Annotated in this window: 22 protein-coding genes; 17 read left to right on the top strand and 5 right to left on the bottom strand. The window is 62.2% G+C overall.

Annotated features, from left to right (window positions below; genetic code table 11):
* Positions 1-18 precede the first annotated feature (18 nt).
* On the bottom strand, positions 19-543 hold the full coding sequence (locus GNH96_RS10900) for a YcxB family protein (protein WP_169603698.1): 525 nt from the start codon (positions 541-543) through the stop codon (positions 19-21).
* A gap of 178 nt (positions 544-721) precedes the next feature.
* Between GNH96_RS10900 and bfr the strand changes: the two genes are divergently transcribed.
* From bfr to GNH96_RS10835, 13 genes are all read left to right on the top strand, one after another.
* Positions 722-1,201, top strand: coding sequence for a bacterioferritin (gene bfr / locus GNH96_RS10895; protein ID WP_169603697.1), 480 nt, complete (start codon positions 722-724; stop codon positions 1,199-1,201).
* Between the two features lie 133 nt (positions 1,202-1,334).
* Complete coding sequence (locus GNH96_RS10890; RefSeq protein WP_169603696.1) at positions 1,335-1,538, top strand: (2Fe-2S)-binding protein; 204 nt, start codon at positions 1,335-1,337, stop codon at positions 1,536-1,538.
* Positions 1,539-1,958: 420 nt separating this feature from the next.
* Positions 1,959-3,332 (top strand): porin, encoded by a 1,374-nt coding sequence (locus tag GNH96_RS10885; protein WP_169603695.1) that lies wholly within the window; start codon positions 1,959-1,961, stop codon positions 3,330-3,332.
* A gap of 454 nt (positions 3,333-3,786) precedes the next feature.
* Positions 3,787-5,856 carry a chromate efflux transporter gene (chrA, locus tag GNH96_RS10880; protein WP_169603694.1) on the top strand — a complete coding sequence of 690 codons (2,070 nt, stop codon included), beginning with the start codon at positions 3,787-3,789 and terminating at the stop codon, positions 5,854-5,856.
* Positions 5,857-6,130: 274 nt separating this feature from the next.
* A complete protein-coding gene (locus GNH96_RS10875) occupies positions 6,131-7,645 on the top strand; it encodes an efflux transporter outer membrane subunit (protein WP_223163407.1) in 1,515 nt (504 codons plus the stop codon).
* 61 nt (positions 7,646-7,706) lie between these two features.
* Complete coding sequence (locus tag GNH96_RS10870) at positions 7,707-8,750, top strand: efflux RND transporter periplasmic adaptor subunit (protein WP_169603692.1); 1,044 nt, start codon at positions 7,707-7,709, stop codon at positions 8,748-8,750.
* Positions 8,747-10,516 (top strand): ATP-binding cassette domain-containing protein, encoded by a 1,770-nt coding sequence (locus GNH96_RS10865; RefSeq protein WP_169603691.1) that lies wholly within the window; start codon positions 8,747-8,749, stop codon positions 10,514-10,516. Before GNH96_RS10870 ends, GNH96_RS10865 begins: the two co-directional genes overlap by 4 nt.
* The gene (locus GNH96_RS10860; RefSeq protein ID WP_169603690.1) at positions 10,513-11,664 is read left to right on the top strand and encodes an ABC transporter permease; all 1,152 of its coding nucleotides are present in this window, start codon (positions 10,513-10,515) and stop codon (positions 11,662-11,664) included. Before GNH96_RS10865 ends, GNH96_RS10860 begins: the two co-directional genes overlap by 4 nt.
* Before the next feature lie 103 nt (positions 11,665-11,767).
* Positions 11,768-12,778 (top strand): ABC transporter permease, encoded by a 1,011-nt coding sequence (locus tag GNH96_RS10855; RefSeq protein WP_323848023.1) that lies wholly within the window; start codon positions 11,768-11,770, stop codon positions 12,776-12,778.
* Positions 12,779-12,929: 151 nt separating this feature from the next.
* Positions 12,930-13,298 carry a hypothetical protein gene (locus tag GNH96_RS16360; protein ID WP_407658819.1) on the top strand — a complete coding sequence of 123 codons (369 nt, stop codon included), beginning with the start codon at positions 12,930-12,932 and terminating at the stop codon, positions 13,296-13,298.
* Positions 13,299-13,495: 197 nt separating this feature from the next.
* Entirely contained in the window at positions 13,496-14,032 is a 537-nt protein-coding gene (locus GNH96_RS10845) for a flavodoxin (protein WP_169603688.1), read from the top strand.
* Positions 14,033-14,175: 143 nt separating this feature from the next.
* Positions 14,176-14,319 carry a hypothetical protein gene (locus GNH96_RS10840; RefSeq protein ID WP_169603687.1) on the top strand — a complete coding sequence of 48 codons (144 nt, stop codon included), beginning with the start codon at positions 14,176-14,178 and terminating at the stop codon, positions 14,317-14,319.
* 26 nt (positions 14,320-14,345) lie between these two features.
* Positions 14,346-14,813 (top strand): type II toxin-antitoxin system RatA family toxin, encoded by a 468-nt coding sequence (locus GNH96_RS10835; RefSeq protein ID WP_267313368.1) that lies wholly within the window; start codon positions 14,346-14,348, stop codon positions 14,811-14,813.
* A gap of 11 nt (positions 14,814-14,824) precedes the next feature.
* Here the strand turns inward: GNH96_RS10835 and GNH96_RS10830 are convergent, their stop codons facing one another.
* Entirely contained in the window at positions 14,825-17,164 is a 2,340-nt protein-coding gene (locus GNH96_RS10830; RefSeq protein ID WP_169603685.1) for a DNA translocase FtsK, read from the bottom strand.
* 192 nt (positions 17,165-17,356) lie between these two features.
* On the opposite strand from GNH96_RS10830, the gene trxB reads away from it, so the two are divergent.
* From trxB to miaA, 4 genes are all read left to right on the top strand, one after another.
* Positions 17,357-18,310 (top strand): thioredoxin-disulfide reductase, encoded by a 954-nt coding sequence (gene trxB, locus GNH96_RS10825; protein ID WP_169603684.1) that lies wholly within the window; start codon positions 17,357-17,359, stop codon positions 18,308-18,310.
* A 48-nt stretch (positions 18,311-18,358) separates the two neighbouring features.
* Positions 18,359-18,970 carry a hypothetical protein gene (locus GNH96_RS10820; protein ID WP_228719824.1) on the top strand — a complete coding sequence of 204 codons (612 nt, stop codon included), beginning with the start codon at positions 18,359-18,361 and terminating at the stop codon, positions 18,968-18,970.
* A gap of 135 nt (positions 18,971-19,105) precedes the next feature.
* Entirely contained in the window at positions 19,106-20,908 is a 1,803-nt protein-coding gene (gene mutL, locus GNH96_RS10815; RefSeq protein WP_169603683.1) for a DNA mismatch repair endonuclease MutL, read from the top strand.
* Positions 20,905-21,843, top strand: coding sequence for a tRNA (adenosine(37)-N6)-dimethylallyltransferase MiaA (gene miaA, locus GNH96_RS10810; RefSeq protein ID WP_169603682.1), 939 nt, complete (start codon positions 20,905-20,907; stop codon positions 21,841-21,843). The genes mutL and miaA overlap by 4 nt, the downstream gene beginning before the upstream one ends.
* A 151-nt stretch (positions 21,844-21,994) precedes the next feature.
* Here the strand turns inward: miaA and pqqE are convergent, their stop codons facing one another.
* From pqqE to pqqC, 3 genes are read right to left on the bottom strand one after another with little or no spacing between them, the layout of a single operon-like run.
* Entirely contained in the window at positions 21,995-23,116 is a 1,122-nt protein-coding gene (gene pqqE, locus GNH96_RS10805; protein WP_169603681.1) for a pyrroloquinoline quinone biosynthesis protein PqqE, read from the bottom strand.
* The gene (gene pqqD, locus GNH96_RS10800; protein WP_169603680.1) at positions 23,085-23,366 is read right to left on the bottom strand and encodes a pyrroloquinoline quinone biosynthesis peptide chaperone PqqD; all 282 of its coding nucleotides are present in this window, start codon (positions 23,364-23,366) and stop codon (positions 23,085-23,087) included. The genes pqqE and pqqD overlap by 32 nt, the downstream gene beginning before the upstream one ends.
* Positions 23,363-24,097 (bottom strand): pyrroloquinoline-quinone synthase PqqC, encoded by a 735-nt coding sequence (gene pqqC, locus GNH96_RS10795; protein WP_169603679.1) that lies wholly within the window; start codon positions 24,095-24,097, stop codon positions 23,363-23,365. Before pqqC ends, pqqD begins: the two co-directional genes overlap by 4 nt.
* Positions 24,098-24,099: the final 2 nt, after the last annotated feature.

Below are 24,099 nucleotides of genomic sequence, written 5' to 3'. Positions count from 1 at the left end.
AGCGAATGGCTCAGCCGCTCAGTCCGCCGCGGCAATCCGTTCGTCGGCCGCCCGCACGAAATCGCGCAGCTTGCCCGCCTTGACGGTGGCTCGTGGCACGATCAGCGCTGCATCGATCGCCACGAAAATGAAAGCGTATTTGTCGGTCAGCTCGATCCGCAGGATCTCGCTCCAGGGAATGCGGCTTTCCTCGCCGTCCAGCTTCTTCTCGATCAGCGCGTCTTTCGCCACGCTCAACCGGTAGCGACCCAGGATACGCTGCTTGTCTTCGTCGGAGTACATGGCGAGCAATTGCTTGCGTGTGGTCCATCGCATGTAGGCGGGAACCAGGAAGCCCCAGGACAGCGCGATGACGCCTACGTAGGCTGCGGACACCATGTCCTTGTAGTAGAACCAGAGAAACAGCGAGATGACGACGAAGAAAGCCGGGATCGTCGACTGATGCCGCTGCCGCCGCTTTCGCAGTGCCTTGGTTTCCCGTATCTGATGCTCGCTGAAGGCCAGCAAGTCCTGTTCGCGCAGTTCGTATTCGATTTCGTTCATCTGTCAAGGTGTTCCGGTCGCCGATGTTGTTGTTTTCTTGCCGCCAGCGCGGCGGATCGGGCGTAAATTTGAAAGAAGCGGGGTGCCTTTCCTAAGCTGACTAGTATACGTAATTCTGTTTCAATTACGTACGACAACCACAATGGCCCCGAAGGGCCGCGTCCCGGGAGATAAGGAAATGAAAGGTCAACCTGAAGTGATAACGGCGCTGAATCGGCTGCTGGCGGGCGAGCTGGCCGCGATCGACCAGTATTTCATCCACGCGATGATGTACCAGGACTGGGGATTTCATGCTTTGTATGAGCACACCGCCCACGAAATGCAGGAGGAGCAGACCCACGCCAGTGCGCTGATCAAGCGAATCCTGTTTCTGGAAGGCATTCCGGACGTCGTGAGCCGGGATGCGATTCACGTCGGAAGGAACGTGCCGGAAATGCTGAAGCACGACCTGGACGTTGAATATGCCGTCATCGGCCATCTGCGCGAGGTGATCGGCTTATGTGAGGAGAAGGGCGACTACGAGACCCGCCGCATCCTTCAAATCCTGCTCGAAGACACCGAGGAGGATCACAGCTTGTGGCTGGAGACCCAGCTTCGGCTGATCGAGCGGGTCGGCCTGGAAAACTATTTGCAAAGCCAAATGGAAGACGGGGTCTAGACGGCGATTTCAGCGCCAGGCCGGGCCATGCGCCTGTCTCGAAGAGGAAACAAAATTTTTTTCTAATTCTTGTTTGAGAAACGTTCTCAGTTCTGCTAGTCTAAGCTCATACCAAGTCTTGAGGTTCACGCTTATGTACGTCTGCATCTGTAGGAACGTCACTGAACGCCAGGTTCGGGAAGCCGTCGTTCGGCACGGCGTGTGCAATCTGCGCACGCTGCGAAAACGTATGGATGCCTGCAGCCAGTGCGGCAAATGCGCACTGGAGGTCAAGACTCTCATCCAAGAGACTGCCGCGGAAAACGCCATGCTGGAACAGCAAGACATGGCGGCCTGAGACCGCAACAACTTCTTTTCGCCGCCGCCGGGTTTCGCGCTATGCCCCAGTCGCCGTATCATTGGGCCTCCGCTGGACGTCGGCAATGGCGCGCAACGCCTCGTCGAGGTCCATCGTCCGGGACCGATCGAGTGTCTTCGCTGCCCGATCGGAGGTCGGCGTGACCCGCAGGCGCATCAGCCGAACGCGTACTCGGCGACGGGCGCTCCCTCATCGGCAATCTTGCCGATCATCGTATTTGTCGCCCAGGCTGGTCTGAAAACATCGAGATTTTCGACGCGGGCAAGCGTCGGGATCAGTCGCGGTTTTCCCTTCCGGGTGACCCTCCGAGCCCAGCAGTCATGGATGCAGAAGGGTTTTTTTACGCACTTTTTACCGCCTCATGGCTAAACTGCGTTCTTTTTCCATTCGGGAAATCGAATGCGTCTGGCGCTGAAGAGGCTGTGCCCCTGGGCTCGAAACCGTATCGCCACGGCGATCTTATTCCTGGCATGTCCCCTCGCGATGGCCCAGGTCAATGCGTCGGGCCTGCTGGAGCATGTCGGTGCCGATGTGAACGGCAGCGCCTGGATGCAGCGTGCAGGCATCCGTCTGGGAGGGTGGTTGAATGCCAGCGTGACCTATAACGCAAGCAGTCCGGCGGACAACTTCAATGGTCCCGTTTCGTTCAACGACCGTACCGGCGAACTCCAGATGAACCAGTTCTATCTGTTTCTGGAGCGTGCGGTCGTGGTCAGTTCCGACGAGTGGGATGTCGGTGGCCGTTTCGATTTCGTGTACGGTACCGATTCCATTTTCACCCAGGCGTACGGCATCCCCTATGTCGATCCGAGAACCGGGCGGCCGCTGAATCGGGGACATTGGGACCTCCATCTTGCGAGCTGGTCGGACCGCTTCTACGGCATCGCTCTACCTCAGGCATATGCCGAATTCAATCTGCCCCTCGGCAGCGGCCTCAGCGTCAAGGCCGGCCATTTCTACACTCCGCTGGGCTATGAAATGGTCACCGCGCCGGACAACTTTTTCATCACCAAGCCTTATACCTTCCAATTCAATCCCTTCACCCATACCGGCATTCTTTCCAGTTACGCGGTCGCTGCCAACTGGGCGGTCTCGGCCGGCGCGGTGACCGGCAGCGCCACCGGCGGCGGCGACGGCGGCTGGGATCAGCAGCTCGGCAATTGGGATTTCCTGGGCGGTGCAGCCTGGACCAGCGACGACAAGAGCGATTCACTCAACCTGACCTCGATGGCGGGGGGGCGTTCCGAACGGTTCGGCGACCTTTGGGCGGTATATAGCCTGGTGGGCAAGACCGGCTTCCTGGACAACACGCTGCATTATGTCATCGAGCACACCCATGGCTTCGCGGATCAGGTGCAGACCGCCAATTACGACCGCAACGGTGGGAAGCTGGAAAATGCCCAGTGGTACGGCATTGCCCAGTGGCTGACCTATGCGCTGGAGGAACACTGGTCGGTCGGCCTGCGTGCCGAATGGTGGCGGGACAACAACGGTTTTCGCGTCTCCGGACCGCCGCGCTGCAGCGGGAGCATGAATGGCAACGGCGCCGGAGCCGCGCGGCCCTATGCCTGCAATCCGGATTTTTCCACGGTCTATCCGTTTCAGGGCAGCGGGTATTACGCGCTGACGTTGGGCTTGAACTGGAAACCTCTGAACTGGGTCACCTTGCGCCCCAACGCCCGCTATGACTGGTCCGACAACATCAAGATTTTCGATGCGGGAAAACGCTCGGACCAATTCCTGTTTTCCGCCGATGTGATCGTGACTTTCTGACGCCAGCAGCCTTTGGCCGCGAACCGGGATCACATCTTGTATTCCCCGCCCATCGAACCGCGCCGCTTTGTAAATTAAATGGAAATCGAATGAATCCGCTGTCGAAGAAATCGGCCTTGCCGTTCTGGACTTCGGTGTCCAGAACCAGCCCAACGTTACTGATCCAGTAGGTAGGCAAGATTCATGCAGGTCCAGGTGATGAAGCGGGCGCGCTAGGCCGATACGACGGGGAAACGGACCTCTGCCGGCACGGACGGGCCGGACAGCAGCGGGAAGAAGATGAGGAAAATAGGTTCGATCGATTACAGTCGGTATCATGATGTCGAGAATATTAAAAAAATCCGATGAGAAAAAACCTGAAATGTCCGTAACAACCGCAGCGCCATCCGGCGGCATGCAAATCCACCATGCCCGGATGCGGGCCGACGCATACCCCATTGGATGAAGGCGCAGGATGAAATCGGCATCCGGCAAAAAAACTCCGCACATCCAGATCGGCAGCGTGCAGGTATCCCGACTGGGTTTACCCCGATACCGGTGGCATGACGTCTATCACATGGCGCTGACCCTGTCTTGGCCGGGTTTTTTTGCAGTCCTGATCGCCCTTTATCTGGGGGCAAACGCTCTGTTTGCTTTGGCCTATCTCGCGGACGGGAACGGGATACTAAACGCGCGCCCCGGCTCTTTCAGCGACGCATTCTTCTTCAGCGTTGAGACCATGGCGACCGTCGGTTACGGCATCATGAGCCCGAACACGCTTTACAGCCATATCGTGTCGATGACGGAGGTTCTGGCGGGGATGCTGGGTTTCGCCATGGCCACCGGCCTGATGTTTGCGCGCTTCTCGCGGCCAAGGCCGTGTTTATTGTTCAGCGATGTGGCCGTCATTGGCCCGTTTAATGGTGTGACCACGTTTATGATTCGCGTGGCGAACAAGCGCCATGACCTGATCGTCGAACCGTCCGTTCGCATGAGTCTCATATTTCTCAATGAAGTCTCGAAGGCGGGTGACGATTTCCTTCATTGTCACGACCTGAAATTAGTCCGGGACCGTGCGCCGATCTTGGCGCTGAGCTGGACCGTGATGCATGTCATCGACGAATCCAGCCCGTTCTACGGCCGCACCCCCGAAACGCTCAATGATTGCGCGATTCTCGTCTCCTTCAGCGGACTGAATGAAACGATGTTGCAGACGATCCAGGCCCATAAATCATATGGCGCAGCCGATATCCGTTGGGGTGGGAAATTCGTCGATATTCTGTCGATCGCCCCTGATGGCGAGCGTTCGATCGATTACAGCCGGTTTCATGAGGTGGAAAGCTCTCACAGCCGGATGGCCGAGGCGGATCGATCCACAGCAGCCCCACTGTCTCTGCCGAGCATGCTGGGGCTTTTTCTTAAGATCGGTGCCATCGGTTTTGGTGGAAGCATGGCCGTGATCGCGATCCTGGAGCAGGAATTTGTTCAGAAGCGACGGCAGCTTCCAGCAGAAGAATTTCTTCATGCTGTCGGCTTGGCTGAAATTCTCGGGTCCTTTGCTCCCAATACGGTATTCTTTTTGGGTTACCGGCACTATGGCTTATTCGGTGCCTTGGTCTCAGTGGCGGCATTCCTGCTGCCTTCCGTAACGATCGTAATCTTCCTTTCATTTTTATACTCACGTTATCACGCCATCCCTGCTTTGCAGGGAGTTCTGGTGGGCCTGGGGCCTGTGGTGATAGCGCTCATACTCGCCGCGGCGTGGTCAATGGGCCGCAGAGTTTTGACCGGCTGGCCCGCCGTGGTGTTTGCTGTGGCGGGCGTTGTGACGGGTGCCTGCAAGGTGAACGCCATCTGGGTACTCCTGACGGCAGGCATCGTCGGGCTTCTGGTAGGGCGAAAACGCTTGGTGAAGGGATCGGAGCCGAAGCAGTCGAATGCCAATACTGAAGAACCATCTTCTCCGAAAACAGGCGCCATGGCATTCCTGGCCTTCCCTTCACTGGGCGCAAATGTTGGCTCAGCTTCGTTTGCCACGGTGGGTCTGACCTTCCTGAAGATCGGCCTGGTCTTTTTCGGTGGCGGTTTTGTTCTCATCCCGGTTCTGCACCAGCAACTCGTTGAGCATCTCCATTGGCTGACGCCGCAGGAATTCCTGGACGGTGTAGCCATCAGCAACCTCACGCCGGGGCCCATCGCCGTTCTTGCGACCTTTGCCGGTTACCACCTGCTGGGAGTTTCCGGAGCCTTGCTGGCTACCGTGGCTCTTTTGACCCCCGCCATGATTCTTATGGCGGTTATCTGTATTGCCTACGAACGCCTCAAAACTTCGTCACAGGCACAGGACTTCCTGGCCGCTGTGGCTCCAACCGTCGTGGGCTTGATAGCCTCCGCTGCCTTGCTGCTCTGGCATTCCGCCATCCCTTCGTGGAGGGCGCTACTCCTCATGGCCGTGGCGATGGTCTTGCTCATCCGCTTCACATGGCATCCCGCCTTCGTCCTGGCAGTCGGTGCCACCTTGGCTGTTCTGGGAGCGATTCCATGAACCGGGTAAGGTCGCTCGGTATCGATTCAGGGATTCAATCCCGCCAGACTGGTACGCACAAGTCGAATCCAGGCAAAAGCCTGAAAGTGCGCGGTTTTGTGCTGACAGGCTTTCGAAAGTTCAGACATATAATAGAACTCTAATTTTCGCCATCGCAGCTGAGAACAATCGGCATCATTTTTTAGTGAATCTCTTGTCTGATAATAAAGGTTCAACAGAATCTTGGTTCAAAGGACTTCATTGGCTGTTTGCGCTGAGTCTTTGTGGATGCGCGGTGGGGCCGGATTTCGAGCAACCGAAAGCCCTCGCGCCGCCGAGCTGGTCCGCCTCGCCCATCCGCTCGAACCCGGCGTTTACGCAACTGCCGAGCCGGGTGGTGACCGGACCGATGGATGCGACCTGGTGGCGAGCATTCAATGATCCGGTGCTGACTTCATTGGAGGAACGGGCGGCAAAAGCCAACCTTTCGCTTCGCACCGCCGCGCTCAGGCTGACCCAGAGCCGGGCACAGCGCGGCATCGCCGCCGCCGACCAGTTCCCTTTACTGCGCGGCAATGCCTCCTATACCCGCGCCAAGCCGAGCGAAAAAGGCGTCTTCAGCATCATGAGCAGTCTCCTGGGCGGCGGCTCCACCGCCAGCGCGGCGAGCGGAGCGGGCTTGGGCGCCGCCGCGAATGGGACCGGCATCGGGGTGATCGCCGCGCCTGCGGCCAACATCAAACCGTTCAACCTCTGGCAGTACGGCTTTGATGCGTCCTGGGAGCTGGATCTTTGGGGACGGGTTCGCCGTGAAGTCGAGTCCGCCGATGCCAGCGTCGAGGCCTCCGGCGAGGCGCAGCGGGATTTGCTGATTTCCGTCATGGCGGAGGTGGCGCGCGATTACATCGAACTACGCCGGGTCCAGCGGTTGTTGACCCTCACACGGGAGAACGCGGTTTTGGCACAAGAAAGCCTCACACTGACGGAGCAGCGGGCGGAGAGCGGCCTGGTGAACGATCTTGAGGTCGCCGAGGCGCGGACGCAGCTCGCCAATATTCAGGCGCAGATTCCTCAGCTTGACCAACAATCGGCGCAGGCCGTCAACCAGCTCGGTTTGTTGCTGGACGAGCCGCCGAGAGCATTGCAGACCGAGCTGACGGCGCCGCGTCCGGTGCCGCCCGTTCCCCCACGCGTCCCCATCGGTCTGCCATCGGAATTGGCGCGGCGCCGGCCCGACATCCGCCAGGCCGAGGCGCAACTGCATGCGGCGACGGCCGATATCGGCGTGGCGGTCGCCGATTTCTATCCGCGCATTACTCTGTCCGGCAGCGTCGGAATGCAGGCTCTGCAGTTCAAGGATCTCGGCAATTGGGCGGCCCGGCAATATGCGCTGGGGCCAAGCATCACCCTGCCGATTTTCGAGGGCGGACGGCTCAAAGCCACCCTGGAACTGCGCGAAGCCCAGCAACAGGAAGCCGCCATCGTCTACCACAACACGGTGCTGCTGGCCTGGCACGAGGTGGACAACGCCTTGACGGCCTATGCCGACGAGCAACGGCGAAACGATGCGCTGAACCAGTCCGTGCAATCGAGCCGACAGACGCTGGATCTCGCGCGGCGCCGGTACCGCGCAGGGATTTCCAACTTCCTGCCAGTGTTGGACGCCCAACGCACGCTTCTTCAGGCGGAACAGGATTACGCCAACAGCACGAGCACGCTGGCGGCGGATCTGGTGGCGCTTTACAAAGCGCTGGGCGGCGGCTGGCAGTCGCCGGAAGACGGTGCGCGCGCAGACCAGCCCCCGCGGTAAGCGAATGTTTCTGTCGCCCCCTTCCTGAATGACTTTCCATGACGAGTTCAAGGGAGTTCATGTGAAAAAGAAGATTCTCCTGTTCGGTTTGTGTGCTTTGAGCACCGGCCTCGCGGCGGCCTACTGGCCGTGGAAGACCGGTGGCGATTCCGCAAGCGAATTGACGCTTTACGGCAACATGGACATTCGCGAGGTCGACTTGGGATTCGGCGTCGACGGCCCGATCGACCAGGTTCTGGTGGAGGAAGGCGACCGCGTGGAAGCCGGGCAGACGCTGGCGATTCTAGAGCAGGATGCCTTCCTGGACGCCGTTCAGGCCGCCGAAGCGACGCTGAAACTGGCCGAGGCGCGACTGGCCGAAGGGGTTCATGGACCCAGACCGCAAGAAATCGAGCGGGGGCGTGCCACCGTGCAGGCCGCCGAGGCCGCGCTGGCGAACGCTGCTCTGATCCATAGCCGGCGCGTGAGTTTGATCGACGCGCACGAACGCGCCGCTTCGAGGGAAGAGGCAGACACGACGAATGCCGAGCGCCTCGTGGCCGAAGCGGACCTGAAGAAGGCGCGCGAGGATCTGGCCTTGCTGTTGGAAGGGACTCGCCGGGAGCAGCTGGATCAGCAACGCGCGGAAGTCGAGGCGCAGCGCGCCAATCTGGCGCTGCTCCGTTACCGTCTCGGGCGCGCCACGCTGAAGGCGCCCACGGCCGGCGTCATCCGCACCCGCATCCTGGAGCCTGGCGCCGTGGTCACGGCCAACAGTCCGGTGTTCACGCTGGCGCTTACCGATCCTAAGTGGTGCCGCGCTTACGTGAACGAATCCGACCTGGGCAAGATCCGTTTAGGGCTGCCGGCCCGCATCACCACCGACAGCTATCCGGGCAAATCCTATCGTGGTTGGGTCGGTTATATTTCCCCGGTCGCCGAGTTTACCCCCAAAGCCGTCGAAACACCGGAGTTGCGCACCAGCCTGGTTTACCAGGCGCGCGTCTATACCTGCGATCCCGATCAGGAATTGCGGCTCGGCATGCCCGCCACCGTCACGCTTCTCCTGAACGGGGAAACTCGCACGCCTCCCGCTTCATTGTCGGATTACTGCAAGTCCCCATGACGAAGGCGCCGCCTTCGACGGAAAAGGACGCGGCTGTTGCCGTGGAAGCGACCGGCATCGGCAAACGCTTTACCGTGGGCCGGCGACAGATGACGGCGCTTGAAGGCGTCACGCTGAGCATTCGGACCGGCGCCGTCAGCGCGCTGATCGGGCCGGACGGGGCGGGGAAAACGACCTTGTTGCGCCTGATCGCCGGTTTGCTGGCCCCGGATCGCGGCGCGATCTCGGTATTCGGCCTGGATCCGGTAGCGCAGCCGGACGCCGTCCATGCCATCACCGGTTACATGCCGCAGCGATTCGGCCTTTATGAAGACCTGACGGTGCAGGAGAACCTCGACTTGTATGCCGATCTGCACGGCGTCCCCTCCTGCCTCAGGGCGGGGAGGTTCCATGAACTGTTGGAGATGACCAAGTTGGTTTCTTTTCGGGACCGACTGGCAGGGAAGTTGTCCGGCGGCATGAAGCAAAAGCTGGGGTTGGCCTGCACGTTGGTGGCCAGGCCACGGCTGTTGCTGCTGGATGAACCGACGGTGGGCGTCGATCCGGTGTCGCGGCGCGAGCTTTGGGTCATCATCGAGGCGATGGTGGAGAGCGGCGCCACCGTGCTGATGAGTACCGCCTATCTGGACGAGGCCGAACGCTGTCGCGAGATTTTCATGCTCCATGCCGGACAACTGATGCGGCATGGCGCTCCCGACGCGGAACTCGCCCTCTTGGCGGGGCGCTGTTACGAAATCCGGGGCGCGGGAAACCTTACCCGCCGCCTGCAAAGCCGGCTGGAGGAACGTCCGGAGATGATCGATACCGTGATTCAAGGAGATGCGGTGCGGGTGGTGACGGTCCGGCCCCAAGCCCCAAAGCTCGATGATCTCGCCGCGGAGTTCCCGGCGCTGACCGTTACACCCGTGCAGCCCCGCTTCGAAGACGGTTTCATCACCCGGCTCAAACCCCTGGTGGAGCCGGTGGCCCTGGGGCGGGCCATATCGGCTTCATCCAAACCGCTAGGTCGAGAGGGATCGGTGATCGAGGTACAGGAGGTGGAGCGCTGGTTCGGCGCTTTTCAGGCGGTCAAGCGCATCAGTTTCGAGGTGAAGCGGGGCGAGGTCTTCGGACTCCTGGGCGCCAACGGCGCCGGCAAGACCACCACCTTCCGGATGTTGTGCGGACTGTTGCCGCCGAGCCGGGGTCAACTTCGCGTCGCCGGCGTCGATCTGCGCAGCGCCGCCTCCGAGGCCAGGCGACGGATTGGCTACATGTCGCAGAAGTTCTCCCTCTATGGCGCTCTTAGCGTCCGCCAGAATCTGGAATTTTTCGCCAGCGCCTACCGCTTGGACAAGGGGAAGCGGCGGGTCCGTCTGGATTGGGCCTTGAAGGAATTTCAGCTGACGGCCTATGCCGAAAGCGCCAGCGGGGACTTGCCACTGGGGCACAAACAGCGCCTGGCGCTGGCCTGCGCCCTGCTGCACGAACCGGAGATTTTGTTCCTCGACGAACCGACTTCGGGCGTCGATCCCTTGATGCGCCGCGCCTTCTGGTCGGCGATCAATGTATTGGCGGAACAGGGCGTCACCGTGCTGGTGACCACGCACTTCATGGAAGAGGCCGAATATTGCGACCGCCTGGTGATCATGGCGGCGGGCAGCCTGCTCGCCGCCGGCCGGCCCCAGGAGATTCGCGCTAAGGCCCTTCGCCCCGAGCGGCCCAACCCGACCCTGGAAGACGCCTTCATCCTGTTGCTTGAACAATCGGAATCCTCCCATCCATGAATGCCGAACCTTTCGCATTACCCCGCCGGGCCGCCCGGCGGCTTCATCTGGCGGGTCTGATCCGCAAGGAATTTCTGCAGATCCGGCGCGATCCCTCCAGCATCGGCATCGCCTTCCTGTTGCCTATCGTGCTGCTGATCATATTCGGCTACGGGGTCTCGCTGGACGCCAAGCATGTACGGATAGGCCTGGTGGCCGAAAATCCGGGGCCAGAGACGGCGGATTTTTTTGCGGGACTACAACGCTCCGAGTATTTCCAACCGGCGTATTTCCCTGACCTGAGCAAGGCGCAGGAGGCCTTGGACCGGCGGGAGGTGAGCGCCATCGCGCACTTGCGCGGCGACTTTGCCCGTCAAGCCTTGAACAAGCAGACGGCGCCGATTCAGGTCCTCTTGGACGGCGTCGACGCCAATACCGCCCGCCTGGTTTCGGGGTATCTGCAGGGCGCATGGACGCAATGGCTGAACCGGCAGGCCGACCAGCGCGCGCAGGCATCGATGCAGGCGGTGCAGATGCAACAGCGCATCTGGTTCAATCCGGCCGTGCGCAGCCGGGATTATCTGGTTCCGGGCTTGATCGCGGTGATCATGACCCTGATCGGCGCCTTGCTGACCGCGATGGTCGTGGCCCGCGAGTGGGATCGCGGCACCCTGGAGGCGCTGATGGCGACCCCGGTCAGTGTCGGCGAGGTGCTGGTCGGCAAGCTCGCGCCCTATTATTTGCTGGGAATGGGCGGCATGATCCTGTCGATCGGCATGGCCCTGTATCTGTTCGACGTTCCGCTGCGCGGCTCGCTCTGGGTGTTGCTGGCGACCGGCACGCTGTTTCTATTGGCCGCCTTGGGAATGGGGCTTTTCATCTCCATCGTCGCCCAGAACCAGTTCGTCGCCGGGCAAGTGGCCATCATCGCCACCTTCCTGCCGGCCTTCATCCTGTCCGGCTTCATTTTCGACATCGGCAGCATGCCCGCCGCCGTACAGGCCTTCACCTACCTGATTGCGGCGCGTTATTTCGTCGCCATTCTGCAAACCGTCTTTCTGGCTGGCGACGTGTGGGAGGTGATCGTCCCCAATGCCCTGGCCTTGGCAGCGATGGCGGCGGTCTTTCTGACGCTGGCCGCGCGCCGCATGCCCCGGCGCTTGGGGTAGGTCGATGTGGCGCGCGATCTTAGGACCGCTGAAAAAGGAGTTCCTGGCGCTGCTCAAGGACAAGAAGAGCCGTTTCGTACTGATCGGCCCACCCATCATCCAGTTGCTGGTGTTCGGCTATGCGGCGACCTTCGATCTCAATCGCGCGCCCATCGCCATCTATAACGAGGACACGGGATCGGCCTCGCGCGAACTGATCGCCCGTTTCGCCGGCGCCAGAGCCTTCCGCGTGGTGGGCCGGATTGCCCGGCAATCCGACATCGCCGAGTTCATCAATCCCAAAAAGGCCTTGCTGGTCTTGCATGTCGGGCGCGAATTCAGCCGCGATCTTTCCAACCGCCGACCGGCCAGCGTTCAGCTTGTCATCGACGGGCGCAATTCCAACACCGCCCTGATCGCCCTCAATTACGCCCAAACCATTCTGGCCGACTTCAACCGCCGCTGGGCGGAGCAACAACATCTCCCGTTGCCCGCCACCCGTTTGGATATCCGCGCCTGGTTCAACCCCAATCTGACCAGCCGATGGTTCATCGTGCCGGGCATCGTCGGATTGCTGACGCTGGTGGTGACCACGCTGGTCACGGCGCTGTCGGTGGCCCGCGAACGGGAACAGGGCACCTTCGACCAGCTCCTCGTCACGCCGTTCACACCGCTGGAAATTCTCGTCGGCAAGGCGCTCCCCGGCGTTCTGATCGGTCTGGTCGAGTCCACTTTCATCCTTCTGATGGCGGTGTATTGGTTTAGCGTACCGTTTGTCGGGGAAGTCTTTGCACTTTACCTGGGTATCGTCTTGTTCGTGACGGCGACCGTCGGCACCGGCCTGATGATTTCGTCCCTTGCCGCCACTCAGCAACAGGGACTGCTGGGTGCTTTTCTGTTTATTGTGCCGTCCATCATTCTGTCGGGGTTCGCCACACCCATCGCGAACATGCCTGAGGTCATGCAAACCTTTACTTTGCTGAATCCGTTACGTTATTTCCTGGTCATCGTGCGCAGCGTCATGCTTGAAGGAATCCCGATGTCCTTGCTGCTGGATCAATATTGGCCGATGGCGTTGATCGGGTTGGCGACGCTCTTCCTGGCGGCCTGGATGTTCCGAAGGCGGCTTTATTGAGTCACTGCGAGCCGGATGCCGTCTCGGCTTGGCCGTACGGCCAGCACAGCGCCTCGTTCGCAAACGCGCTGTCCGCGTTCGTCGATAACGGAACTCTGATGTTCGCCGTCCTGAGCATGCGCCCCGATTGCCCGAAGGGCGGTGGTTGCTGGTGACGCTGACCCTGGGGGTAGGGAGCCTGCCGGCCATCGCTCTGCTCGGCATGACCAGAGGACGATACAGCTTCAGCAGCCATCTGAAATGGTGCCCGGTCATCCTGCTTGGTAATCTTGCCGCCATCGGAATCCCTTTCCTCGTCAACTCACGTTATTTCCGACAACGCGTGCCTCAGGGCCGTGCATCGGTTACGGCATCCGCACCGTTTCCGCGCGCGTCTGGAAAAGCGCTGGCCGCTGCAATGTTTTCTTGGATTTTCAATGGCCTGATGCTTTATTGCCGGGCAAGCCCACATGCTTATCCACAGATTCTGTGGACAGTTTTCGGATGTGGAAACGGTCCAACGTCCGTCATCCGGACTTGACCCCACTATTGGTCCGGTTATTGCTTGATCCTGGTGGATGCCTGAATCGTGGACATCTGCCGCAGGTGCGGGATCGCTGTTTTCGTAAGGAACCAGCCGGCGGTGTCGGAAGTCCCGGCTCGGCGAGAAGACCGGGCCAGACCGGTTCAGGCGCAGTTATAACCCTTGTTGAACAATATGTTATAGAGGAAACAGTCATGGGGAAGATAGGGATCTTTTTCGGCTCCGATACCGGCAATACCCGCCGCGTCGCCAAGCAGCTTGCCAAGAAGCTGGGCGATGATGCGGATGCTCCGGTCGATGTCAAAAAGGCCAGCATCGACGATGTGCTCAAATACGATGCACTGATTCTGGGAACACCGACCCTGGGCGATGGCGAATTGCCGGGCCTGGACTCCGGAGCATCGGAGGAAAGCTGGGCCGAATTCCTACCCAAGTTCAAGGGCAAGGACCTGTCGGGAAAGACCGTGGCGCTGTTCGGCCTGGGCGATCAGCAGGGTTACGGCCATGAATTCGTCGACGCACTGATCGAGCTCTACGAGCAGATGATCGAGTGCGGGGCCAGCGTGGTCGGCGCATGGCCGACGGACACTTACGAGTTCGAAAAGTCGAAGGCGATCGTGGACGGTAAGTTCGTCGGCCTGGTGATCGACCACGAAAACCAGAGCGAAATGACCGATGAGCGCCTGGACGAGTGGCTGGCGATCGTCAAGCCGGCTTTGCTCGGCACCTGACCGTTCCGCACTGCCCAACTCAGCAATACCGCGAAGGAAGCTCCGGGTCGATCGGAGCTTCCTTGAATTTCTCGTCCGTCGCCCGGTCAAACCCTAGAGGTTTGCGGCGCCTCGGTGTGAGGGGCCAGGGATCTCGAGAGCGCATGGCATTCGTCTTCTTCGGCCGCCTGCCCAAGACGTCCGGCTTCGATCCCTGCGGCAAACTGCTTTATCATTTCGGCATTCGGCTTGCGTTGCGGCTCAAAACGCGCAAGCCGGCACGACCGCCAAACTTTCGAGGGAAATGATGCCGACAATATCGACCAGCGTCTGCGTGAACTACACGCAAGATCAGATGTACGAGCTCGTCAACGACGTGGCCGACTATCCGAAATACCTGCCGCTCTGCCGCGACGTAAGAGTGCTTTCGGCCGGAGAGCGCGAAATCAAGGCGACCATTACCCTGGCGAAAGGCGCCGTACGGCTGAATTTCACCACGGCCAACACGATGGAGCCGGGCCGGCACATCCATATGAAACTGGTGGATGGGCCTTTCAAATATCTGCGCGGCAACTGGCGCTTCGACCCCAATCCGCACGGCGGCTGCGACGTTTCGTTCCGGGTGGATTTCCAATTCGCGAACCCGCTGCTGCAGATGGCTTTGGGCGGGATTTTCAAGGAAGTGATGGAATCGCTGGTGACAGCGTTCTGCAGCCAGGCGGCGAAGCGTTACGGCAACGGCGGATTCGCGTTGCCGCAGCGGCCGGGGCGGGACAGCGTCGAGCAGACCGAACCGGCCTGATTCCGTCTCCTTCAGACCGGCGGCGGGGGCGGGGCCAGCACCTGGCGGCTGCCGTTGGTATCGGCCGGGGTGACCACGCCGGCGCGCTCCATGTCCTCGATCATCCGCGCGGCGCGGTTGTAGCCCACCTTGAAGCGGCGCTGCACGGCGGAAATGGAAGCCTTGCGGCTCTCCGTCACGAACCGCACCGCTTCGTCGTAAAGGGCGTCGCTTTCGTCACCTCCGCCGCCGTCGCCGTTCCCGCCGCGAAACCCTGATCCGTCTCCGCTGTCCTCGTTGAAACGCGTGATGTCTTCGATGTAGTCCGGCTCGCCGGTGCTCTTGAGGAATTCCACCACCTGGTGGACATCATGGTCGGACACGAAGGCGCCGTGGGCGCGCTGCGGGAAGCCGGTGCCGGGCGGCAGATAGAGCATGTCGCCATTGCCGAGCAGGGCCTCTGCGCCGCCCTGGTCGATGATGGTGCGCGAGTCGATCCGGGACGACACCTGGAAGGCGATGCGGGTCGGGATATTGGCCTTGATGAGGCCGGTAATCACGTCCACCGACGGCCGCTGGGTGGCCAGGATCAGGTGCAATCCCGCGGCGCGCGCTTTCTGCGCCAGGCGGGCGATCAGTTCCTCCACCTTCTTGCCCACGATCATCATCATGTCCGCCAGTTCGTCGATGACGATGACGATGCAGGGCAGGGGCTCCAGCAGCGGCGGCTCCTCGTCGCCCAAAGCCAGGTTCGGGTTCCACAGCGGATCGCGCAGCGGCTTGCCGGCGTCGGCGGCCTCCCGCACCCGCTGATTGAAGCCTTCGAGATTGCGCACCCCGACCAGCGACATCAGCTTATAGCGCCGCTCCATCTCGGCTACGCACCAGCGCAGGGCGTTGGCCGCCTCCTTCATGTCGGTGACCACCGGGGTGAGCAGATGCGGGATGCCTTCGTAGACCGAAAGCTCCAGCATCTTGGGGTCGATCATGATCAGGCGGACCTCGCTGGGGCTGGCCTTGTACAAGAGGCTCAGGATCATCACGTTGATGGCGACCGACTTGCCCGAACCGGTGGTGCCGGCGACCAGCAGATGCGGCATCTTGGCCAGATTGGCCACCACCGGGTGGCCGCTGATGTCCTTGCCAAGCACCAGGGTGAGCGGGGAGGGCGCCTGCTGGTAGGCATCCGACGACAGAACCGAGTGCAGCAGCACGATTTCGCGTTCCCGGTTGGGAATTTCCAGGCCTACCACCGACTTGCCCGGAATGACCTCGACCACGCGCACGCTGGTGACCGACAGCGCTCGCGCCAGGTCCTTCGCCAGGCCGCTGATCCGGCTGACCTTGACCCCGGCCGCGGGCTGCAGCTCGAAGCGGGTGATCACCGGGCCGGGATGGACCGAGACCACTTCGACGTCCACGCCGAAATCGGCAAGGATCGTTTCCACCAATTCGGACATCTGCTGCAGCACCGTGGGCGAATAGGCATGCACCTTGGCCGAGGTGTCGTTCAGCAGGCTCAGGGCGGGCAGAGCTCCGCTGGCGGGCTTCCGCGCGACAGGTGCCGCCGGCGGTTTCCTGGGTTGCAGGAAGGGAATCACCGGAGTGCGCTGCGCGGGGGGTTCTGGGGTCTGGGCCGGCATCGCGGACGGCTCCTGCGGCCTGGCCGGGCGCGGTGCAGTTTGACGAGGCTTCGCCGGCGCGGCTGCGGCCGGCTGTGGCGGCGCGGGAGCGGGTTGGGGCGGGTGCGCGCCCCTCGTGAGGAAAGCGGGAACGGTCGTGACCGCGCGGATCAGCGTCAGCACCGTCTGGCCGATGGTATCCACCAGTCCCAGCCAGGACAGGCCGGTAGCCAAGGATATCCCGGCCAGGAAGACGCCGCCGAGCAGGGCCGATGCGCCTTTGACGCCGAACGATCCGGTGACGAGGTCCGCGAGTTCCCGGCCCACGATGCCTCCCGTCGTCTCCGGCAGTGGCAGGGGAACCCGCAGCAATTGCAGGTCGACGATGCCGGAGCCGGCCGCAATGGCCGCACCCAGCCCGAGCCACCGCAGCGTGGAGTCCAGCAGCGAGAACCGGTGCTGCGCACTGCGTCCCCGGTAGATCCGGTAGCCGTAGCCAGCCAGGAGCAGGGGCAACAGGTAGGCCATGATCCCGAACAGGGAAAACGAAAAATCCGACAGCCAGGCACCTACCGCACCGGCGCCGTTGGATACCGACCGGCGGCTGCCGGTATGGGTCCAGCCGGCATCCTCGAGGTCGAAGGTGACAAGAGCGATGAGGAAGAACGAGGCGAGCGCCAGATAGGCGAGGAACGCTCCCTCTCTCAAAGTCCGCACCAGGGAGGAGCGCAGATCGTCCGCCTGTGTCATTTTCTTGTCCGCTCTCGCCAAAAGGCCCACCAAATCAATCAAATAAAGGAACTCGATATTGTTTCAAATGTGCGCGCCGATCCGCAAGGCGCACCGTGTCCGGCGCACGCCTCCCCGCTGAGCGTCCGGTTAGAAATCGCGCTCCGCGGCGCCGTATAATGCCTTTATTTTTGCAGCAGGATAGAGGATTTCATGAGCGAACCGAAGCACTCCAGAGTTCTGATTCTGGGCTCAGGCCCGGCGGGCTATACGGCGGCGATCTACTCCGCGCGCGCCAATCTCAAGCCGGTTCTGGTGACCGGCATCCAGATGGGCGGGCAGCTTACCACGACGACCGACGTCGACAATTGGCCGGGTGATGCCGATGGCGTGATGGGTCCGGAACTGATGGAACGGATGCGGCGCCATGCCGAGCGTTTCGACACCGAAATCGTCTTCGACCATGTCCACACGGCCGATCTGTCCCGGCGCCCCTTCACGTTGACGGGGGATGCCGGCGTTTATACTTGCGATGCGCTGATCATCGCCACCGGCGCGTCCGCCCGCTACCTGGGCCTGCCTTCCGAGGAGGCGTACAAGGGTCGCGGCGTTTCGGCCTGTGCGACCTGCGACGGGTTTTTCTACAAGGGGAAGCACGTGGCCGTGATCGGCGGCGGCAATACCGCGGTCGAAGAGGCCCTGTACCTGTCCAACATCGCCGCGAAGGTGACCGTGGTCCATCGGCGCGACAAATTCCGCTCCGAAAAGATCCTGTCGGACAAACTGCAGGAACGTGCGCGCAGCGGCAATATCAGCATCGAGTGGAACAGCGTGCTGGACGAGGTTCTGGGCGATGAGATGGGCGTTACCGGGATGCGCATCAAGAACGTGCAGGACGGTACGACCAAGGACATCGCTCTGGAAGGGGTCTTCATCGCGATCGGCCATAGCCCGAACACCGACATCTTCGCTGGCCAACTGGAGATGCGCGGCGGCTACATCGTGGTAAAGGGAGGCAGCGAAGGCGGTGCCACGGCGACCAGTGTGGAAGGCGTGTTCGCAGCCGGCGACGTATCCGATTCGATTTACCGCCAGGCCATCACGTCCGCCGGTTCCGGCTGCATGGCGGCGCTCGACGCCGAGAAATTTCTCGACAACCTTGGGTGAGCCGCAAGCGCCCTCCGGTCGTCCCTGTCCCATGTCAAGGAGTCGCAGATGAACAACCCCGTTTGGAACTTGAAAAGTGCCTGCCGCCTTGCCTCGTTTTCCCTGGCGGTGGCCGGTATCGCGGCATGCGCCCCTCGCTACGATCCGAATGCCCCGGCTTTGAGAACCGGCTATACCTGCTGTAACCTGCATTTCGAGGGCGACTGGATCAGCGACGGCAACTACGGTGATGAGCCATTCATCGCTGCGGGTACTCCGGTCAAGGTGTACGGCATGAGCGGGAATGTGGCCTATGCCGAGATCGGCGGCCGTCTGATGCGGCTGGGGCACGATTACGGGCGCAAACAGGAAAGCCTGCAGCAGTGGGTCGAGAAGGTCGTCGTGACGAAGGACCCGAAGGTCCGTCTTGCCACGTTCCCGGCCGAAGTGCAGGAAGCGATCCGGATCGGCAAGATGCTGGAGGGCATGACCAAGGAACAGGCCATCATGGCGGTCGGCTATCCTCTGACCAGCGATACGACTTCGCTGGATGCGCCGGTGTGGCATTACTGGCTGTCCAGTTTCGACCAGTACCAGCTCGTCTGGGACAAGCAGGGCAAGTCAAAGGTCTCGGCCGATCCCGGCGTCAAGGCCCGAGCAGTGTATGCACCCCCAAAATGAGACACCCACGGAGCGGCCGACGGCCTTCCGAAACGGCCAGGGAGGCGCCGTCCTGGTCGCCCACGATTTCTTGCCTGAACGGACGAAGGCTTTCCGGATAAACGGTCCGGCGCTTTCAGCCCTCTCTTCCCCGCCATGCGCATCCGTCAGCTCCCCCCGCAACTGATCAACCAGATCGCCGCCGGCGAGGTCATCGAGCGGCCCGCTTCCGTGGTGAAGGAACTGGTCGAAAACGCCTTCGATGCCGGCGCCCGCCAGATCGAACTCGATATCGAGCAGGGCGGCGCCCGGCTGATCCGGATTCGCGACGACGGCTGCGGCATCGACCGCGAAGACTTAGGCCTGGCCCTGTCCCGCCACGCCACCAGCAAGATCGCCTCGCTGGAGGACTTGGAGCGGGTGGCGAGCATGGGTTTTCGCGGCGAGGCGCTGCCCAGCATCAGCTCGGTGGCGCGGTTGACGCTCACTTCCCGCACCGGCGATGCGCCGTGCGGCTGGCAGGTGAGCGCCGACGGCAGCGAGAGCGATTTCGACATCCAGCCCGCCCAGCACGCGCAGGGAACGACGGTCGAGGTGCGAGACCTGTTCTACAACACCCCGGCCCGCCGCAAGTTCCTGCGCGCGGAGAAGACCGAATTCGGCCACGTCCAGACCCTGGTGCAGCGGATGGCACTGGCTCGGTTCGACGTCGGCTTCGCGCTGCGCCACAACCAGCGCGAAGTTCTCAGGCTGCGGGCGGGCGGAGAGGACACCGACCGGGCCGAACGCATCGGTGCGCTGTGCGGACCGGATTTCCTCGAACAGTCGCTGCGGGTGGATTTCGAATCCTGCGGCTTGCGCCTGCACGGCTGGGTCGGGCTGCCGACGTTCTCGCGCAGCCAGGGCGACCTGCAGTTCTTCTACGTCAACCGCCGGTTGATCCGCGACAAGCTGGTCGGCCACGCCATCCGCCAAGCCTATCAGGACGTGATGTACCACCAGCGCCAGCCGGTCTATGTGCTGTACCTGGAGATCGACCCGGCCCTGGTCGATGTCAACGCCCACCCCGCCAAGCTGGAAGTGCGGTTCCGCGAAGGGCGGATGGTGCACGATTTCCTGTTCAGCGCGCTGCACCGCTCGATCGCCGGGCACAAGCCTGGGCAGACGGCGGTTGCGATGGAAGCGCCCGTTCAGGAGCGCCCGGTGTCTTCCTACGAGCCGTCCGCCCGCCAGCAACCCTTGTTCCGGGTGGCCGAGGCGCCGCGTCAGGCTTATCAAACCGGCAGCGTGGTCGATACCCTGGGCGATCTGCGCAAACTCTATTCAGCGCCCGCGCCCGTCCCGAACCGGCCCGACACCCGCGCCGAACAGGATATCCCCCCGCTGGGTTACGCCCTGGCCCATCTCAAAGCAGTGTACATCCTGGCGGAGAACGCTCGAGGCTTGATCCTGGTCGACGGCCATGCCGCCCACGAGCGGATCACGTACGAGCGCTTGAAGCGGCAATATCAGTCCGGCCGGATCGCCAGCCAGCCCTTGCTGCTGCCGGTGCGGATCACGCTGGGTCTAGCCGATGCCGAGCTGGCCGACGAGCACGGCGAGCACCTGGCGCGGCTGGGCATCGAACTGCGGCGCACCGGCGGGGACAGCGTGCTGGTCCGGTCGGTGCCGGCTTTGCTGGAGGGGGGCGATGTCGAGCGCCTGGTGCGGGATGTGCTCGCCGACCTGCGCGAGCACGGGTCTTCCGATCGTCTGCAGGACACCGTCCACGCGACCCTCGCCACCATGGCCTGCCACGCTTCGGTGCGGGCGGGCCGCAAGCTCACCGTGCCGGAGATGAACGCGCTGCTGCGCGAAATGGAGGCGACCGAGCGCGCCGGGCAATGCAATCACGGCCGGCCGACCTGGGTGCAGCTCGATACCCAGGAACTCGACCGGCTGTTCCTGCGCGGCCGATGACCGCTTCCGAGCTGCCGCCGGTCGTGGCGCTGATGGGGCCCACGGCCTCCGGCAAATCGCGGCTGGCGATCGAGATCGCCGGCGCCCTGAACGGCGAGATCGTCAGCGTCGATTCCTCCCTGGTCTACCGCGGCATGGACATCGGCACCGCCAAGCCCACCTCCGCCGATCGCGCAACGGTGCCGCACCACCTGATCGACATCCTCGACCCGTCCGAAACCTTCTCCACCGGCCAGTTCCGCGACCGGGCGCTGGCCCTGATCGCCGACATCGCCGCCCGCGGCCGCTTGCCGGTGTTGGCCGGCGGCACCATGCTGTACTTCAACGCGCTGCTGCGCGGATTGGCGGAACTGCCACCCGCCCATCCGGAAATCCGCCGCGAGCTTGAAGAGCGGGCGGTGCGGGAAGGTTGGCAAGCGCTTCACGCCGAACTGTCCCGCATCGACCCTCCGGCGGCTGCGCGCATCCACCCCAACGATCCCCAGCGCCTCCAGCGCGCCCTGGAGGTGTTCTACCTCACCGGACAACCGCTGTCCGAACTGTGGGAGGGAAGCCGAAACCCCGAGCTGCCGTTCCGGCCGCTGCGCCTGGTGCTGGCCCCATCGAGCCGGGCCGTGCTGGCGGAGCGGATCGCCGAGCGGTTCCGGCGGATGCTGGACGATGGTTTCCTGGGGGAAGTCGAAGCCCTGTACCGCCGCGGCGACCTGAACGAAACCCTGCCCTCGATCCGCGCCGTAGGCTACCGGCAGGCCTGGGCCTATCTCGAGGGCGAATGCGATTTCGATACCTTCGTCGAACGCGCCATCATCGCCACCAGGCAGTTCGCCAAGCGGCAGTACACTTGGTTGCGGAAGGAGACCGAGGCTACTTGGCTGGAGAGTGAAGCGGGCGGTTTGATCGCGAGCGGGTTGGCAGTGGTGAAAGCGGCGCTTTAGAGCTGGCTCAGCCACCGTTCAGATCCGCCAGCCGCCGAGTTCTCATGCGGCTTCGATCGGGCTCATCTTAGCGAAAGCTACGATGAGCATTTCGCCGGAACAAGGGGGGGTAACAGGGGAAGCGGCCACATTTTCCGTGGCCTGAGTCGAATCAGCCGCTCAGGGCTCGGGAATTCTTGGGATTACGGAAGACCAAAGGTCTGTCCGCCAGCGACCGCTGCGCAGAGGCGATGGCTTCCGCCACCCGATGGTGGTGCGGGGATTTGCTGCAAACCGGGTCGGCATCGGTCATGTCGCCGGTCATGAGATAGGCTTGGCAGCGGCAGCCGCCGAAGTCCTTTTCCTTTTCCGGGCAGGAACGGCAGGGCTCTTTCATCCAGCCATAGCCGCGGAAGCGGTTGAAGGCGTCCGATTCGTACCAGATGTCGCGCACGTTGAAATCGCGCACGTTGGGGCAGTCCAGCCCTGGCAGTTCTCGGGCGGCATGGCAGGGGAGCGCCATGCCATCCGGCGCGATGGTGAGGAAGGTCGTGCCCCAGCCGTTCATGCAGGCCTTGGGCCGGTCTTCGTAATAGTCCGGGACGACGTAGTAGATCTTCATCCGGCCCTTCACCTTTTCCTTGTAGGCCTGGGCGATCGCTTCGGCTTCGGCGAATTGTTCGCGGGTCGGCAGCAAATGGTCCCGGTTGAGCAGCGCCCAGCCGTAATACTGGGTGTTGGCCAGCTCCAGGTAATCCGCCCCGAGTTCCTCGGCCATCTCCAGAATCTGCCGCATCTGGTGGATGTTCTGGCGATGGATCACCACACACAGCACCATCGGATAGCCGTGCCGCTTCACCCAGCGGGCGACCTCGAGTTTGTGCTCGAACGACTCGGTGCCTGCGAGCTTATCGTTCAGCAGCTTTTCCGGCGACTGGATGCTGACCTGGATGTGGTCGAGGCCGGCCGATTTCAGCTCGGCGATACGGGCTTCGTCCAGGCCGTAGCCGGAGGTGATGAGGTTGGTGTAATAGCCGAGCTGGCGGGCGTGCGCGACGATCTCGGCCAAGTCGCGGCGGGTCAGCGGTTCGCCGCCGGATAGCCCGAGCTGCACGGCGCCGAGCGCGCGGGCCTCGCTCAGCACCCGCTTCCATTCCTCGGTGCTCAGTTCATGCCCTAAACGGGCATAATCCAGCGGGTTGGAGCAATAGGGGCATTGCAGCGGGCAGGAGTAAGTCAGTTCCGCCAGCAGCCAGCGCGGTTTACTGAGGGACGAATTCTCTGATCCAGCCATTGTTCAAGGCACTTTCGAGCATTTCGCGCACATCGGGTTCGATTCCGGTCGCCTCGTACTTTTGTTCCAGTTTTTCCACGATGTGAGTGAGATTGTGCTTGCCGTCGCAAAGTTCCAGGATCGCGGCGGCCGTCTCGTTCAGTTCGATCATGCCTTCGGGGTAGAGCATGACGTAGCGCTGCTGAGCTTCCTCCCATTGCAAGCGCAGCAGGGGCGAGATTTCCAGCAGTGTGTCGGGTTGCAGGCTCATGCGGCTCCGGCGATGTTGAAGTAAGGTGGCTTGTTGTCGATATAGGCCAGATACATGGCATCCAGCATCGACCACAGGATGTCGAGCTTGAACTGGAGGATTTCCAACGCCCTTTCCTGCTGTTCGCGGGTCTTGAAGTAATCCAGCGTGATTTCGATGCCGTGTTCGACGTCGCGGCTGGCCTGGGTCACCCGCTTGCGGAAGTAGGCAAGGCCGTCGGCGGCGATCCAGGGGTAGAGGTCCGGCCAGCCGGCCAGCCGCTGCTTGTGGATGGTCGGCGCGAACAGCTCGGTGAGCGAGGAGCAGGCGGCTTCCTGCCAGGTCGCGGTGCGGGCGAAGTTGACGTAGGCGTCGACCGCGAAACGCACGCCGGGCAGCACGTGCTTGAGCGAGGTGAGGTCCTCCCGGCTCAGGCCGCAGGCGATGCCGAGCTGGATCCAGGCTTCGATGCCGCCGGGGTCGTCGCCGTAGCCGTCGTGGTCCATCACGCGCTGCATCCATTTGCGGCGGGTTTCGCGGTCCGGGCAGTTGGCCATGATGGCCGAGTCCTTGCGCGGAATGGCGATCTGGTAATAGAAGCGGTTCGCCACCCAGCCCTGGATCTGCTCGCGGTTCAGTTCGCCGTTGGCCATCATCACGTGGTAGGGGTGATGGATGTGATAGAACTTGTCCTTTGCGCGCAGCCGGGCTTCGAATTCTTCGCGGCTCCAGGGGGTCGTGTCTTGGCTCATGG

The organism is Methylococcus geothermalis, from assembly GCF_012769535.1.
Taxonomy (GTDB): domain Bacteria; phylum Pseudomonadota; class Gammaproteobacteria; order Methylococcales; family Methylococcaceae; genus Methylococcus; species Methylococcus geothermalis.
The sequence above is the reverse complement of the archived record's forward strand: the minus strand, read 5'-3'. Positions and strand labels throughout refer to the sequence as shown.

Coding starts and splice junctions, on each gene's coding strand:
- pqqD (WP_169603680.1), bottom strand. CDS start 23,366: ATGAGCCTGCAACCCGACACACTGCTGGAAATCTCGCCCCTGCTGCGC.
- GNH96_RS10845 (WP_169603688.1), top strand. CDS start 13,496: ATGGGGAAGATAGGGATCTTTTTCGGCTCCGATACCGGCAATACCCGC.
- GNH96_RS10885 (WP_169603695.1), top strand. CDS start 1,959: ATGCGTCTGGCGCTGAAGAGGCTGTGCCCCTGGGCTCGAAACCGTATC.
- trxB (WP_169603684.1), top strand. CDS start 17,357: ATGAGCGAACCGAAGCACTCCAGAGTTCTGATTCTGGGCTCAGGCCCG.
- mutL (WP_169603683.1), top strand. CDS start 19,106: ATGCGCATCCGTCAGCTCCCCCCGCAACTGATCAACCAGATCGCCGCC.
- pqqE (WP_169603681.1), bottom strand. CDS start 23,116: ATGGCTGGATCAGAGAATTCGTCCCTCAGTAAACCGCGCTGGCTGCTG.
- GNH96_RS10820 (WP_228719824.1), top strand. CDS start 18,359: ATGAACAACCCCGTTTGGAACTTGAAAAGTGCCTGCCGCCTTGCCTCG.
- GNH96_RS10890 (WP_169603696.1), top strand. CDS start 1,335: ATGTACGTCTGCATCTGTAGGAACGTCACTGAACGCCAGGTTCGGGAA.
- GNH96_RS10830 (WP_169603685.1), bottom strand. CDS start 17,164: ATGACACAGGCGGACGATCTGCGCTCCTCCCTGGTGCGGACTTTGAGA.
- GNH96_RS10840 (WP_169603687.1), top strand. CDS start 14,176: ATGGCATTCGTCTTCTTCGGCCGCCTGCCCAAGACGTCCGGCTTCGAT.
- GNH96_RS10860 (WP_169603690.1), top strand. CDS start 10,513: ATGAATGCCGAACCTTTCGCATTACCCCGCCGGGCCGCCCGGCGGCTT.
- pqqC (WP_169603679.1), bottom strand. CDS start 24,097: ATGAGCCAAGACACGACCCCCTGGAGCCGCGAAGAATTCGAAGCCCGG.
- GNH96_RS10865 (WP_169603691.1), top strand. CDS start 8,747: ATGACGAAGGCGCCGCCTTCGACGGAAAAGGACGCGGCTGTTGCCGTG.
- bfr (WP_169603697.1), top strand. CDS start 722: ATGAAAGGTCAACCTGAAGTGATAACGGCGCTGAATCGGCTGCTGGCG.
- GNH96_RS10900 (WP_169603698.1), bottom strand. CDS start 543: ATGAACGAAATCGAATACGAACTGCGCGAACAGGACTTGCTGGCCTTC.
- miaA (WP_169603682.1), top strand. CDS start 20,905: ATGACCGCTTCCGAGCTGCCGCCGGTCGTGGCGCTGATGGGGCCCACG.
- chrA (WP_169603694.1), top strand. CDS start 3,787: ATGAAATCGGCATCCGGCAAAAAAACTCCGCACATCCAGATCGGCAGC.